The organism is Bradyrhizobium sp. IC4059 (assembly GCF_020193615.1).
Lineage (GTDB): Bacteria > Pseudomonadota > Alphaproteobacteria > Rhizobiales > Xanthobacteraceae > Bradyrhizobium > Bradyrhizobium yuanmingense.
In genome coordinates this window covers 147,688-162,291 of the sequence record NZ_JADYVH010000003.1, presented here as the reverse complement: position 1 = coordinate 162,291, position 14,604 = coordinate 147,688, and the positions used below count along the sequence as shown (strand labels likewise).

The window sequence follows — 14,604 nt, the reverse complement described above, 5'->3', positions numbered from 1 at the left end:
AAGGCGCCTCGGCGAGCTTGGCGACTGTCTCGTGTTTCCGTGACAACGATACCAATGAAGCGCTTCGTGAAGCCTGGCCTCACCGCCAAATCGGCTGACTCACGGTGAGCAAGCTGGACATTTGCAACGTTTTTGTATCCATGACAGCGAGGCGCTGCGCGCTCTTCCTTAGCATCTCGATGAAACCAACGCTCGGGGCTGGCCCTCGGCGCACCGGCGTCGTTCATAGGCATGGTTGCGAAGCAGATCATCTGTCGCGATCTAACAGCTTTACAAAGCGTGGATGGTTCTTGTCGGAACGATCGAGATCCAGCTCGCCTCCCTCGCTCTCGAACGCGAAAACGCTGAGCTCTTGGCCAATCAGGCCGCTGCGCAATCTGTTCATGGCCGGCAGAGATGGAAGCAAGGTGCGCCGTGCGTGATTACTTTCTTGAGACGAGTTTGCCTTGGGGATACCCGGCGGCCAGAGCACTTTCCATCCATTTAAAGCCGAGGGGAAAGCAACGTTGGCTTGTTATCGCAGTTTCGCTCGCAGCTTATCTGGTCGACAATTCCGTACTGGCACAAACCGCCAGCGGGTTTGATCCTAGTAGCCACCCTGTGGATCAGGCCAGCAAAAGACGAAAGGCTTCTGATCCGGCCGAAAAGCTCCGGATGGACCCGGCAATCAGCCCTCCTGCCCCGGCGCCAGCGCCAAGTCCCGGTGCGCCTTTCGAAAAGCACGCTGGTGCGGACAGAGCTGCTCAGACAAGAACGCAAAAGACGGTCGATCCCTTCGCACGGTACGATAATCTGCGTGAAAAAGGGGTGTGGTTCAACATACCTGGCGCTGCGGACACAATCGATCAGGACAAGGGCGGCGTTAGATCGGCGCTTGCAGATGTCGGCATCGGCTACATCGGCTGGACACACAACAGCTTTGCAAACAACCTGCTGCCGAATGCCGCCAGAAGCACGATCGAAAACCAGCTCTATATGGGCCAGAATCCGACATTCGCGTCGGCAAACTTCATGATCGTCACCTACGATCTCAGCCGGTTTGGCATTTCCGACGGACAAATTGTACTAGGGGCCGAGCAGCAACACTGGACGTGGGATCGCGCGGGACCAGATCGAGTGGGGCTCAATACGCTCGCCTACTACCAGACTTTCTTCGGCAGGACGCTAGAACTCAAACTTGGCTATCTCAGAAACCAAAATGAATTCACCGGCACATTGTTCGGAGGGATTACAGGATCGAACATGTCTGCCTTGTTCCAGGGGGGCATGAGCACCAATGCCGCACCGACGCCTGCGGTCAACCTGAAGTACAATTTTGCCCGTGGCTTGTACAACAAGGCCTCGGTCCAGCGCTCAATTAGTCCAGATGGTCCCTATGTCCAGATAACGGAGAATCCCACGGGTTTGAACTGGAGCACGCCCCACGCAGGCATTCTTCTCATTGATGAAGCCGGCTACAAGAGCAAGGCAGCTCCCGGCGTACCCGATACCTGGCTGCGGGCGGGCGTTGGTTTCAACAGCAGCCGGTACACGAGTTTGACGGATCCCAAGCGAGAGAGGGAAAGCGGGAATAACTTTCACTACATCGCTGCGGACAGGCAGTTCTGGCAGAACGACCCCGATGGGATCCCATCTCGCGGCATCTATGGCGGCTTCTCCATTATGGAAGCTCCGCCGGACCTGAACAGGATCAGCCGGTATAGCGAGCTTCGTCTTTACGCGAGGGGAGCATTTGACAGTCGGCCCAGTGATCTGATTGCACTCGTTGCTAGCAACACGAGCTGGAGCAACTTTGCGGTGGATGCTGCCCTCGCCAAAGGGCAGCTTGCGCATCGCGAAACAACAGCAATCACCGCAACATATACCGCCCATCTCGCTCCGGGAATATATGCAGGGGTGGGGCTGTCATACATTCATAACCCGACAAGCATCACGCACACTCCCCAGACTAAAGACGCGCTCAATCTGTTGCTATCTACGTTGGTATTCTTCTGATCATCGCAACCGCCATTCTGCTACGGCCTCCTCGTGACCCGAGGGACTTGAGCTTTGGCGATTCCTTTGAAAGGATCCGCCGTATCTGCGCTAGCCAAGCATTGTTGCTAGGCTTGACGGGAAGTCGCTGGCCCGGCGGTGACGTGCGCGAGTTCAGCGGGGACTCTAATAGCAACAGACTCGTTTAAAGCATTGAAGTATCTATGGACCTTTCGCTCGACGGGGTTCGTCGTGCCCATCGTGCGTCCAAGGCGCACTCGCGATAAGCTCAATCCTTCCCGCAGAACGTGGCTCTCATCAACCCCGAAGGCGCGGTACTGAAGGCCGACACGCACCGACCGCGCCCCCTGTGCAAAACCGCGCCGCACGAAGCTAATCGGCAAGAGGAGCATCAGGCTGTGCAGGATAATGCGAGAGACAGTCGTCTTCGAGACCAACCCCTGTCTGAGTACGAGCATTGGAGTTGTAGCACGATAAACCGACCGCCAGCACCATCGCCAACGTCACGCCTCAGCTCTGCAATCTATATCGACTGGATGCATGGCCCATCAAGCGCGACGTGAGCGAAGGCCGCGCGCGAACTGCCGCCGAGCATTTGGAAATGCAGCCAAGTTTGATTCTTCAGCCACGTTCGGGATAGGCGCGAACGCGCCGACGTCCCTCGCTTTCCACCAACTCGCCCCTATAAGGCACTCCACGGATAGCGAAATAGGTCGGGCGCCCAACTTCGGGCATGATGCGCTGGCCTTCAAGGACGCGGACAAGGTAATCGGGCAGGAATCGCTCCCGGTGCTCCCATCCGCCCCGAATCAAATAGCCAAGATCGACTGTACCTTCGTCGGGTCGCGCGGCCCTGACGATCTGCGGGGGACGATAGAGGGGCTGCGATGGGCCAGCTTCGTTTATCCCGCCAGCGCGCGGGTGATGGATCAGGCGAACATCCATGGGGCCTTCCGGCCCGACAGTCGCGGAATAGCGCTCCCCATTGATCGCAAACTGACTTGGCCCGAACTGGTTTGGCAGCAGATTGATATTGCTCAATACGTCGATCAACACGTCTGAAGCCGCCCTGGAGCCGTGGCGCCAGTCAGCGCCAACGATCGCTCCGATATCCCGCAGCTCCGCAGCCGGCCCCGGCGGTCCTGCGAACCACGAGGTGGCTGCAAATTCAGGTGCTGGCGCAGAGCGCGCATCGTCACGCAAATCGTGCGGTGTGGGTGGATCCAGATCAACGAAGGAGTCGAGACCGCCGTAGATGTTTGAGGATCGGGGCCTTACCGATGACGGCGATGCGGGTTCTTGCATCTGTTGCCCAAGCCAGGCCCAGGCTCCCTGGCTCGGGGTGGCCGGAGTAGCAGGAAGCTCGAGCGGCGGATGAGCTTGCGCGGCCCAGTGCGGCGCTGGCACTGGTGAGGCGGGTTCGTGGATTTGCTCGCCAATCCAATCCCGGGCTGCCGCGCTCGGCGTTGCCGGGGCTGCGGGAAGCTGTTGCGACGAACCGGCCTGCCAATCGCTGGGCGCTCGCATCGATGTGGTGGGCCCATGGATCTGCTCGCCAAGCCAATCCCAGGCTCCCGCGCTCGGGGTGGCTGGCGTTGCAGGAGGCTCCTGCAGTGAGTGCGGCTGTCGAGCAGCTTCCCAAGAAGGCTGGCCCGGATCCTCAGGAGGCGGCAATCCAAGCGCCCTGTTCGCCTCCAGGATTTGCTCGTATTGGCCAAGCTTGACTAGATCAGGCTTGATCTTGCCGTCCTTGGTTTCGCGCCTGTATTCCTCGACATCCCGGTCAAGGGCTGGGGTGGAAAGTCTGCCAGCCATTGCCGGCCGATCATGCATCTGCAGCCACTCACTTAGCCTATACATGCGGCGAGCTTGCCTGTCGATCGTCTCCGGCTCGATCCTGTGCGCCGCCTTTTCCGCCGCCGACCACATGTCGATGAGGATTGCGTCCGCGCGGTGAGGGGCCAGTCGGCGGAGATCAGGCGCCAGCGCGTTTCCGGCACCGACCTCACGGAGCTTCTTCAAGGCCGCTTTGATGCGTCTGCTTCTGTCCTTTGCGTAGGTATCGACATCCTCATCCAGCTCAGCTTCCAGCTGATGGTTTTCCACCTCCGGGTTGTCCTGCTGCGCGTTTTCTGATTCCCGTTGAATTCGATCCGCAATTGAGGGCCTGCCGGCGGTGCTCAGGCGCGCGCTCAAATGGCGCAAATCGGCTGCGGCATTCTTGATCGTGCCGTCGGTGAGGTTACCCGCGGCCTTGTTTCTGAAATCTCTTATCAGCACCTCGTCCTCCTCTGGGACAGCGCGCGTCCGGCCTGGCTGGCGAGCATAGTCAATGCGAAGAGTCGTGGAAAAGGCATCCCCCTGTCCCGCATTGCGCGAGTACTTTTCGCTGCTGCTCCCGCCAAAAGCCTTGCCGATTCCCGACTTGAAGCGTGACCATAATCCGCCGCTTCTTCCGCTCTTGGCCGACGCGGCAGACTCTGCGTCTGGAAAGCTGTAGCGCGCGCTGCTGAACGGATCATCTCGCAAGCCGGACTGCGGCGCTTGCGCCGAAGCGGGAAAATGGAAGCTGGGAATGTCTACGCTCCGCCGCGTGCCGCCCAGCGCACTCTCCCTAAAAGCGGAGTCCGGCGGCATCCGCATCGAACCGCCGAAATCCTCCCGCCGGACTGCTCGACCCCCTCCTGCGGGAGCCCGATCAGGCGAGCTTGAGTTGCTTTCATCTGACGGATCGAGACTCAAATCCTCCAGCCGCCGTTCAAAACCACCGTGCTCCCTTTGGTTGTCTCGTCGCTGCGCGGTCCGCTCTTGCAGGGCGGCGTACTCGCGCATCCAGGCTCCTGAATCGAAGAATGGGTCAACCGGATCCACCCTGCTCTCCTCATGTTTGTATAGGCCCGACAGCAATCGGTACGGCCTCGTAGCAGATCGTCTAGCAAGAAACAGATTGTGGATTGTTGTAGCCGCAACCTTTCGAAAAGCTGACGAGATCAGGACATTGCTGCGCGATTGACGGCCCCGCATCGGCCGCCGCCTGGCGACAGGCGCTCCAATTTTTTCGCACCTCTTCGCGCGGCCTGTTCAGTCGACGAATTTCGTACGCGATGATACCAATGGATCGTCCTGTCGATCGTGTGAGGAATTCAAGCATCAGGCCCGGAACTCACTCAGCCGCTAACAATGTCTAAGGTCATGGCGTGACGAGCATCTTCTCCTCCTTCGCATCAACTTTGGCGCTGAGCTTATCCTGCGGGTGCTCTTCAATGACGGACAGCGACCTCTCCTTGACGCAGACCGGGGGCGTTCTGGTAACCTGGACTTCCATTTGTTGCTTTCGGCTGCGCTTGTGAGGGACCGAATTGGCCTACTGCGGTTTACCAGGTCCGGCGCTTTCGCTCGAATGCAGAACGTCCCTTTCGAAGGCTTACGGCGTATCCCCCGCTTCCCGGAAGACGTAGATCACATAGGGCTGCCCTTGAGGGAGCGTAGTCGCCTAGACGAGACGAACAGCGAGTTCAGATATCAAATCGCCCAGACAGCTTTTTCAAGAAGATGTGCAGGTTGTCCTGAGTTCTTAGTAGTCATCCCGAGCGCCTCTCGGCGCTCGGGATCGGACAGGCAGCGCGCAGTTCGAGGATGAGCTTGGCAAGCCAGCTCGGCAAATGAAGATCCAGCAGACTTCATTCGTTCGCTTCAATCCGCCTCAGCCCTTGACTGCGGAACCGCAATGCTTGTCGTGCAGTCTCGGAAGCGCCTCGATCAGGCGCGTGAACGACTTCGCCCGGATGACGGATGGGCCGTCGTAAGCTACGAGTACGGTCCTCCAACACTTGCTTGGCGAGATGGAGTCTCGCTGGAAGGGCTCGAATTTCACTAGATCCGACGAACAGTTAACTCCCACGTCAAACGATCTGGTTGGCCGGCGCAGCGCCCTGTCTGGTCTGCTCAACAACTTCCGACGGACGGAGCTCTGGTCCCGAGGAGCTGTTGAGCTGACGCAGATATGCCTCGCCTTGCGCGCGCGTTTTCATCGCTCGGCAAGACCGAAAGGCCCGCATTTTCCAAAGTGCGACAGCACCTTCGCGGCAAGTGGCGAGGCTTTGACAATCGATTTTTGGCTCCACCACAGAGCATTGATAGATATATCTCCGGCGTGATGAGACCTCAGAGTTCGAGGCCGCCACGCTCGGCCAGCACACGGTGCATGACATCGCGTTTGATCTCGCTGGCGAGCTCGTTTCGGACTTGGGCTCCGAGCACCCGCTCCGCATCCGGATCGCCTAGAAGACCGTGCTCGGCCAGTCGCTGATCCAAGCGGGTTTGAAACTCCTCGCCCATGGCTTCGACGAGCCGGTCTTGCATCGCTTCATATTCATCAGGAGCGATTCGCCTCAACACCGTCTCCCAGGGTTGCCAGCGGGTTGCCATGTAGTCAGTAAACTGGTTCGCTTCTTGCTCGCGAACCGAGTCCAGTGCGCGCGCCGCATCATCGGATGACACGTGAGAAACCGTCAGAAAGCGCATGTCAGGGGCGACGTGAATCAGCTCCAGCGGCTCGCGAAGAAGATTTTGATAGGCCAAGTAGACTTCAACGTCGTCTAAGTCCGGGTGGAGAGTGAGGAGCGCGTTGACCCTGTCGCGCGCGATGCCTTCCAGCGCGTCCAGGCGGAACGCAACGCGGCCGCGCTGGATGAGTTGGCCGAGCCTATCATCATACACCCCCTCCTCGACGTCAGCATTAAGGCGCGCGGTCCGCATACCGTTCCAGTGCAGAGTAACACGATCCTCGCAACTCGCGTTGGCTTCAGAAGCCTGTGTGAAAAACTGCTCGCGCAATCTCGGATTGGTCGCCGCCTGCCGCAGATCGTCCGCCACGGCCTGCCGAAACTCGTGATTGCCATAATTGACGGTCCCACGTAGCCTTTCTAGGAACCGGGCGTAGTCTTGGGCGCCAGGCTCATCCGCAAAGTGCTGCCACTCGGCTAGGGCCGTCGGATCGTCCCCGAGCCAGTGCGCGGCAGCCTCGTCCAGAGGCAGCTGCTCAAGATGGGGTGCCGCGAGGTGAGCGCGGACCTCGTCCGGGAATGGGTTATTACCGAACTCGACGTTCTGCAGCGGATGGCTCAAACTCCCCGGTAGGAGATCCTCGGGCAGGCTGGTCAGCCGGTTACCGCTGACATCGATCGATTCAAGCCAGCTCGGAAGGGTTTCGGGGAGATTGGCCAATTGATTGCTGCTGACATCGAGCTCAACGAGCCGCCATGGGAGGGACTCGGGGAGTTCGGTCAGCTGATTGCCACTAACCGCAAGCGAGGTGAGGCTGCTCGGGAGAGCGTCGGGCAACCTAGTCAGTCGGTTGTTGTTTGCGTTCAGGATCCCCAACCCCGCCGGGAGGCTATCTGGGAGACTCGTCAACCTGTTATCGCTCACCTCTAAGCGATAGAGGCTCGCCGGAAGAGCGTCCGGCAAACTGGTCAAGCGGTTGTGGCTAATAAAAAGTTCGTGGAGACCAGGTGGGAGGCTAGCGGGCAGGCTGCTTAGCTCGTTGTGCATGGCGCGGAGGTTCAGCAGTCTCGGCGGCAGGGCGTCGGGCAAAGCGGTTAAGGACAGGGATGACAAATCGACCAAGTGCGAGCGCATGTTGTCCGCAGCCCTGATTCGCGAGCGCCCCTGTCCGCGGTTCTCCGCTGAGCCCTGCCCCTCTTCGCCAACCCACTCGTCCAGGATCCGCGCGCGCGCGGAGCTGGGGGTCCGATACCCTGTCAAGCTTTCGACCAAATTTGCCAAGGCACGGTTGAAGCCGCCGAGGTAGCCTTCCCCCTCCCCTTCCTCAAAATTATCCGGGGTAGAACCTGCGCTCCGCTGTGCCTGCCCTGTGTCCATCACCTTATCTCCCTCGTCAGAAACTAAGAAATTCGCGTGCCGCTGCGCAAGGCCGCGGAGCAGGAGTTTGCGCGCTGGCGCAATAATCATTCGAGCGGGCGCACGTGCGCCCGCGGCGGCCCGCCCTGGTCGAAGGCGGTTCAGCTTCACACGATTTGGAGGCGGCGAATGGATCGCTGCTGCTGCAACATTTGCTGCCATTTCGTTGGCCGACAGATCCAGAGGACCGCTAACGTGAAAGCGTTCTGCCGCTAGCACGGCCACCTGTCGATCAGCTGACGAGTCTCGCTGCAAAAACGCCCAAGTCACTCGGTTTGCCACCCGTAGCAAAGACCAGCGTTGCACCGATTGCCTTGGCATGTGAAAGGACGGGCCGCGGACGTGAGCGTTCGAGCGCCTGCCGCTCTTCGTTCTTCACGGACTCGGCCGAAAAGGGATCCCTGCCTGCCATTGAGGTAACGCACCGTTGCCGCGCCCTGGGCTCGATGTTTAAGCCGCTGCCGCGTCGGTGCGGAAACGTGTAGGCGGAGATAACGGGCCGCCATGGATTCACTGTTCCAAATCGTTGCACCGAAAATATGCCTGCTTCGATGCCATCGCTGCGGTGACTGCGATAGGGCCGTCAGCTTGTCGAAAGAGAAGTGTCCTAGGTCCTAGATGGTGTCGTCACGGGCTGAGTTGGCCCGGTGTGGTAAGGGAGGTGAAATGGATCCTTTTGAGACAGGACAGATTCGGCCCGACGGAGGCATTCCTTCTGCATCTTCCCAACAAGAGGGGGCGGAAGACGGGCGGGGGGCGGCACAGTGGGATGCATTCGTGACCGGTTTCGCAGCAAGCTCCGGGCATTCAACCCATGCGGCGACCGAAGCAGACGAGACCCTTGAGAATTGGGCTTCTGAACAGCACGTGGGTCTCCTCGAGGACCGGGACGAAGCGGCAAGGCGGGTCAATGCTCTGGGTGAAGACGCCATGCTGGATCTCCAGTCGCTGTCCCTTACCAGTCTGCCCAGACTTCCAAGCGAAATCGTCGTGCTCGATGTGCCCTTCAACCGGCTGACCAATCTGCCTGACGAACTTCCGGCTTCGCTCCAGCGTCTTGATGTTAGTGGCAATCAGCTGAGCAGCCTGCCCGCGCTCCCGGGCGGGCTCAGAGGCCTCGACGTGAACTCGAACCGGCTGGAGAGCCTACCTGCCGTCCTACCTGCCGGGCTCCAATTTCTTTCCGCCAACCACAATCGGCTGCTGAACCTACCCGACTCCTTCCCTGCTTCGCTCCAATTTCTCCACGTCAGCGATAATCAGCTGACGAGTCTACCGGTGGCGCTCCCTGCTATGCTCGAGTTTCTCGACGTAAGCCAAAATCAACTGACGGATCTGCCGCCGGCTCTCCCAGCTTCGCTCCGGTTTCTCGACGTAAGCCAAAACCATTTGACCAGTCTGCCCGAGGACCTGCTGACCGCCTTGGGCGATGGTGGCACCCTAGTTCTGACTGAAAATCCGCTATCTGAGCAGGTGCTGGCGAACCTGGGGACAATCCTAGGCGCGGAGGGTTATGTCGGCCCGACTGTCCACCTTTCGCACGACGACGAAAGTGAATCGTCCTGGACAGACGATGAGCAGGCGGACGCTCTAGCTGAAACAGTTGCAGAATGGCTGAAGGGCAATCCACAGGAGGACGATCGGGAGGTGCTTGCCGCTTGGCAGAACTTTGCAGAAGAGCCGGGCGCTCGGGAATACGGGCTTTTCCTCGCCAAGCTGTTCGAGTCCGTCAGCTCTGGCAATGAAGGGTTCCGGCAATCGGTGGCCAATGATCTGCGTCAGGCGGCAAAAAACCCGCAACTGCGTGCCCAGTACTTTCAACTGGCATGGGATGCCAACCAGAGCTGCGAGGACCGCAGAACATTAACCTGGAACGGAATGCAGACCGCGCGCCTCATCGCGGAAGTCGAGAACGGCCTCTATGACAACAAGGCACGGCTTGCCGATCTCATCGAATTGGGGCGCGTCATGTTCCGCATGGACGCGCTCGAGGCGATCGCGCGCGATAAGGCTCACTCGCTCGCCTCGGTCGACAACGTAGAAGACATCGACGCCGTTGAAGTCTTTCTTGCCTATCAGAGCAAACTGCGCGAGCGGCTGGGACTACAACACGTCGCGCCGGACATGCGCTTCTTTGAAGTCTCCGGCGTTACCGACTCTGACGTTGACAGGGCAGAGACATCCGTGCGGGAGAGCGAGGCGGCCGAATTTGCCGACTATTTGGCAATGGATTGGCAGCCTTGGGACGATGTGATTCGCCGCATCGCACCTGAAGAGCATGCCAAGACGCAGGACCAGCTCATTGGTGCAATGGGAAAGGAGTTCGACAGCCGAATGGAGCAACAGCTCGCCGATCAAGGCCTGACCGGGGCTGAAGCTGGCCTCGTCGAAGATGCCAAGCGAGTGTTGGGTGCCGCAGTTCGCAAAGAAATCGCCCGTGAGATCAAGGGCGCCCTAAGAGATAAGGTGCTCAATGAGCACGGCCTCGCGCTCTGAAGCCCCCTCTGCCGTAGGATGCTGTTAATTTTGTTGTCGTTCCTCTCGTACACCGGTTTGGGGGCCGAGAGGAACGCGTAATGCGCAGCGAGTGCAGCGGAGTGCCGATCGAGAGACCGGCGTTGCTCCTGTCTGTCATGCTGCCGTTTGATGTAGGTCAGGTCGACGCTTGGAGTAGACTGGCTGCTAGCTCTCTACTGAGGCTCCTATGCGCAACGACTGGATCGTCAGTCATACCAACTCTCCATGCGGAGCACGCCAGTACACATTTATCGGACACGCCTGCAATGTTAAGAGTTCAAGCTGGCTTATTCGCGCGCGTTTCGATCTTCGCGCAGCGGCGCATCAATTCGTCAAACGTGTCCGGCACATCGAGCAACAGCCCGTCATCAACCATGTGCTGGTAATCTTGCTCCAAGACGGTTCGGGACCTTCCTTCGGGAACAAGCTTCAAGGCACCGCCGACAGGGCTACGCGTATGCCCGTAAAGACCCCATCGCGGATCGCGCGAGACGCCCGCTGCAATATGCCGCTGGCCTAAGGGGCGTTGGGTAATCGCGGTGCCCGGCTATCGGAGCCATTTGAATCGGTTCGCTGGGCAAGCCCGCCGACGACGGAAGAGCCGCTACAACGCCGTCACCGGCCCCATGCAGGTCTGCTTGCCGTGATGAACGCATGCTCTTGCAACAGAGCTCTCCTTGATGAAAACGGCCATCGGCACACCTGGAAATGTAGCGCGGCACTTGACATGAGAGGGAGTCGATTGACCATGTTATCTTGAATGCCGACGGCCGGCGCCTGACGAGAAATTTATGCCGACTTTGCCTTCATCTGAGCTGAAGAACGACCTTCTGCGCTCGGTTGTGCATTCGATTAAATCGAGCTGCGATGTTGGCCTCACATTCGATTTACGCCCATTGGCGCCAATCTTCGACGGGTAGTTGGACAGGCTGCCAATAAGGGCGGGATAACCGGATGATCGCATCCCGCCGCGAGCGATGGAGCGTCTTAACGAGCTCCTCTAAGCTTGGAGTGACAGCCGACGCCCTGCCCCTCTCACGCCCCGGCAGTTTGGTTGCTGGATACCACTCTCCATCATGTCCGCTCTCTCCGTCATTTATCCGAGGATCGCCGTCGCTCCCTCACCGTCAGCGTTGTTTTGTCTTCCATCGATATGGTTCCGCAGGCAGCCAATCTGTGGCACCCCCGAAGAACGCTGTCAGGGACCATCTCGCGGCTTCCACATCGGTCAGTTGATGGGAGTAAGGTTCGCGGCCTGAGGGGTTAGCCCCGACCCCGAAGGATCTATATTCGGCATAATAGCTCGTGCTCAAGTTGTTGGTCTTGCCCCTATCCCATTCGCGCCAACCTTCGGGAATAACCTGCGCATCTATCTTCGTCGACAGAAAGACCACTGTGGCGTACGGCCGCCAGGGTCGGCCAAGCGCGATATCGCGTGCGGCAGGGTCGGCACTTAGAGTGCAATGATCAAAAACATAGCCGCTGTCCTCGTTCGGTGCTGCCTTGCTCTGAGCGGTAAAGACGACCGCCTGGTTGGCGATGCCGTGCAACTCACATTTCCGGAACCAGGCCTTGGCGTTGCCGAATACGAAATCGACATGCCCTTCGATGTAGCAGTTCGAGAAGTATTGACGTGACATTCTGCCGTTTGGACCCTTGCCGGCAAGCAGCGTGTCCTGGGCGCCGAGCAGGCGGACGCGCGTAACGACGTCCCTGTCTCCGGTAAGGGATAGTGCAACCGCCTGCGAGGGTGGATTGGCCGGGTTGAGAGAGTAGTCGTTCTGGATGGTCAAGTTCTCGAGCCGGAAGTCATCGCCAGTGGCATCCAGCGTCGCCGACCGGGCGGTTCCTCCTACATTGATCGCGCCGTCGCCATACACAATGACGGTATGCTCCGGCTTGCCACCAGTCCCTGAGAGATGAACACCGGATTTGGAGATTTTGACCTTCTCACGATAGATACCCGGCGCGATCCGAACATCTCCGCCTTCCGCCGGCAATGCGTCGATAGCTTGCTGCACGGAGTGATAGGCTGCATTCTCGGCATGCGACACCAACAGTGGCTGAGCGTATGCTGACGACATGCACTAACATCCCGTCAGAAGTGCAGCAGGGTGAACGAAAATACGCATAATCCTACACTTCGTTGAGTCAGCGTCACCTCGACGCAGTCGACAGAGCCTATCTCTGCGGGATAGCCGCCGCGCATGGGCAACACATTTTTCGCGCCAAATCAGAACCTCCACGTCACCTTCGTATTCCCGGCCCTGCAAACCGTCAGACAATTGCAAAAAAGTCCGGGCAGGAGGTCGACCTTCGTCAACACCAGTAATCTTGGCCCAGATGCTGAACTCACCACCCGAGTTCGGCGCCGGATGTAGTGCTTACCGATTGCTGTTGCGGAACGCCCTGGAACATACCTCCGAGTCGCGCAGCAGCGGTTTTGCAGCTCGTCCGGGCAGCGGCGGTGATACGTCAGAGTGATTTGCGGTGATGTTCGCATGTTCAACTTGCCAAGTGGCGGAATCGGCAAATCGGACATCTTCGAGTGTCACGTCAAGTGCATGCTCCTCGTCTACGCCGCGCATCAGCAACACACCGGTGTCGCCATGCACATGACTGAGAACGATTCGCCGATAGACCGGAATTCTCGTGCCTTGTGCGCGCGGATCATATTTTGTATCGAAAGCTAGCGGCCACCGGTTGCCCCTCAGGCACACGTACTCATAAGTCACGCTCTCGACCAGACCGCCTCGGCTAACATCGCTCTTGATGCGCAGGCCGGACGTCGTACCATCCAGCGTCAGATTACGCACCAATATGTCTCTGGCCCCGGAATTCACCTCACTGCCGATCGACATGCCATGCCCCCAGCCGAAATAATTATCAATGATCGAGATATGGCTGCTCGATCCATTGTCGCCGGCCTTGATTGCGACGTTGTCGTCACCCGTACGGATCAAGCTGCGGGTAATGGTCACATCCTGACTCGCGCCAAGATCGATGCCATCGGTGTTGCGCGCATCCGCCGGTGAATCGATTATGAGGCCCCAAAACGTGGCACCTTGGACCCGGTTCATCGCGACATGAAAGTTGGGAGCGTTGCGCAAGGTGACACCAGAGAAAGTGATGTCCTGCGCGTGATCGATTTGGATCAAGCGCGGGGCGTTCTGGTTGCCCCCCTGGGCTTGAGCGCGGCGCGCTAGCTGCCACCAGGTTTCCGCGCCGCCGCCAACTATTGCGCCGCCCTGACCATCGATGATGCCTTCTCCGTAGATGCCGCCGCCGCGCGTTCTAGAAAAGCTGATGAATGGCCGGCAACCGCCGCCCTTTTCCGCAATACGACCACATTGTCCGAGGCCCTTGTCGTAAGCAGCAGGTTCGGGGATGGCGATCAGCGTCGCCCCGCGTCCGACCCATAACGTCACACCCGATTTCATCTCGAGCGGGCCCGACCGGAACTCGCCACGCCCTAAATACACGGCGGCCCCGGAAGAACATTGGTCGATGGCATTTTGCAACGTGGTCGTATCTTGCTTGCCAGACGGCACGAGGCGCTCGCACACACTATGAGGTGCAACAGGCTCGGTGATAGTCCGGCGATCTTGCGCTTTCGCGGCGGGGAAGACAACGATGGAGGTGAGTATGAACAATAGGGCCAAGTTGCGAAAACGCTTTGTCATCGACCTCCTCGTTCTTTGTCAGGCATCCACGCCCCATCGGTATCGAGCCGCTGGCTCGATCTAGCCGCCGCGCGCGTCACTGGCGCGCGCAAGATGACATTTATAAGACGCAGCAGAGGCCCGGACCGTGCACCTGCGCAGCAGCACTTTGCAGATGCGCAAAAAACACGAAGCGTCATGCGATGGTTCAAAATCCGACAGCTTCGTCAATGGTCGGCCTTCTCGCGCCAATCAAGCGGGTCGCGAGATTCGGCTTTTTTGCATCTAGAAAGTCGTCGGCGCCCAGTGCTTGCTCTTGATAACGATTTCGATGAGCGGCGCATCAGCCTCACTGGGAGCAAAATTGGCCCAGTACCCGCCGAAGCCGCGGCACTCACGCGCGCCTGACCCCGGCTGCTGCTGCTGAACCTCCGCGCTGTTCTTCAAGCGTCCGGAAAGCCATACCTGTGTGCTTGTTCTCCTTGAACACCGGGTTGGCGAGCTGGTT

At 59.1% G+C, this 14,604-nt stretch carries 7 protein-coding genes; 2 read left to right on the top strand and 5 right to left on the bottom strand.

The window, feature by feature from the left end; translation table 11 throughout:
• Positions 1 to 414: 414 nt before the first annotated feature.
• Positions 415 to 1,995 carry a carbohydrate porin gene (locus I6F12_RS11145; protein ID WP_225156244.1) on the top strand — a complete coding sequence of 527 codons (1,581 nt, stop codon included), beginning with the start codon at positions 415 to 417 and terminating at the stop codon, positions 1,993 to 1,995.
• Between the two features lie 621 nt (positions 1,996 to 2,616).
• Here I6F12_RS11145 and I6F12_RS11140 read toward each other — a convergent pair.
• The gene (locus I6F12_RS11140; protein ID WP_225156243.1) at positions 2,617 to 4,866 is read right to left on the bottom strand and encodes a hypothetical protein; all 2,250 of its coding nucleotides are present in this window, start codon (positions 4,864 to 4,866) and stop codon (positions 2,617 to 2,619) included.
• A gap of 1,293 nt (positions 4,867 to 6,159) precedes the next feature.
• Complete coding sequence (locus I6F12_RS11135; RefSeq protein ID WP_225156242.1) at positions 6,160 to 7,878, bottom strand: NEL-type E3 ubiquitin ligase domain-containing protein; 1,719 nt, start codon at positions 7,876 to 7,878, stop codon at positions 6,160 to 6,162.
• Positions 7,879 to 8,583: 705 nt separating this feature from the next.
• On the opposite strand from I6F12_RS11135, the gene I6F12_RS11130 reads away from it, so the two are divergent.
• Positions 8,584 to 10,413: an NEL-type E3 ubiquitin ligase domain-containing protein gene (locus tag I6F12_RS11130; RefSeq protein ID WP_225156241.1), complete on the top strand. Its 1,830-nt coding sequence runs from the start codon at positions 8,584 to 8,586 to the stop codon at positions 10,411 to 10,413.
• Positions 10,414 to 10,711: 298 nt separating this feature from the next.
• On the opposite strand, the gene I6F12_RS11125 is transcribed toward I6F12_RS11130, so the two are convergent.
• From I6F12_RS11125 to I6F12_RS11115, 3 genes are all read right to left on the bottom strand, one after another.
• Complete coding sequence (locus tag I6F12_RS11125; RefSeq protein WP_157785208.1) at positions 10,712 to 10,867, bottom strand: hypothetical protein; 156 nt, start codon at positions 10,865 to 10,867, stop codon at positions 10,712 to 10,714.
• 694 nt (positions 10,868 to 11,561) lie between these two features.
• On the bottom strand, positions 11,562 to 12,518 hold the full coding sequence (locus tag I6F12_RS11120) for a pectinesterase family protein (RefSeq protein WP_225156240.1): 957 nt from the start codon (positions 12,516 to 12,518) through the stop codon (positions 11,562 to 11,564).
• A 300-nt stretch (positions 12,519 to 12,818) separates the two neighbouring features.
• Positions 12,819 to 14,117 carry a glycosyl hydrolase family 28 protein gene (locus tag I6F12_RS11115; RefSeq protein ID WP_225156239.1) on the bottom strand — a complete coding sequence of 433 codons (1,299 nt, stop codon included), beginning with the start codon at positions 14,115 to 14,117 and terminating at the stop codon, positions 12,819 to 12,821.
• Positions 14,118 to 14,604 lie beyond the last annotated feature (487 nt).

Coding starts and splice junctions, on each gene's coding strand:
- I6F12_RS11135 (WP_225156242.1), bottom strand. CDS start 7,878: ATGGACACAGGGCAGGCACAGCGGAGCGCAGGTTCTACCCCGGATAAT.
- I6F12_RS11130 (WP_225156241.1), top strand. CDS start 8,584: ATGGATCCTTTTGAGACAGGACAGATTCGGCCCGACGGAGGCATTCCT.
- I6F12_RS11120 (WP_225156240.1), bottom strand. CDS start 12,518: ATGTCGTCAGCATACGCTCAGCCACTGTTGGTGTCGCATGCCGAGAAT.
- I6F12_RS11115 (WP_225156239.1), bottom strand. CDS start 14,117: ATGACAAAGCGTTTTCGCAACTTGGCCCTATTGTTCATACTCACCTCC.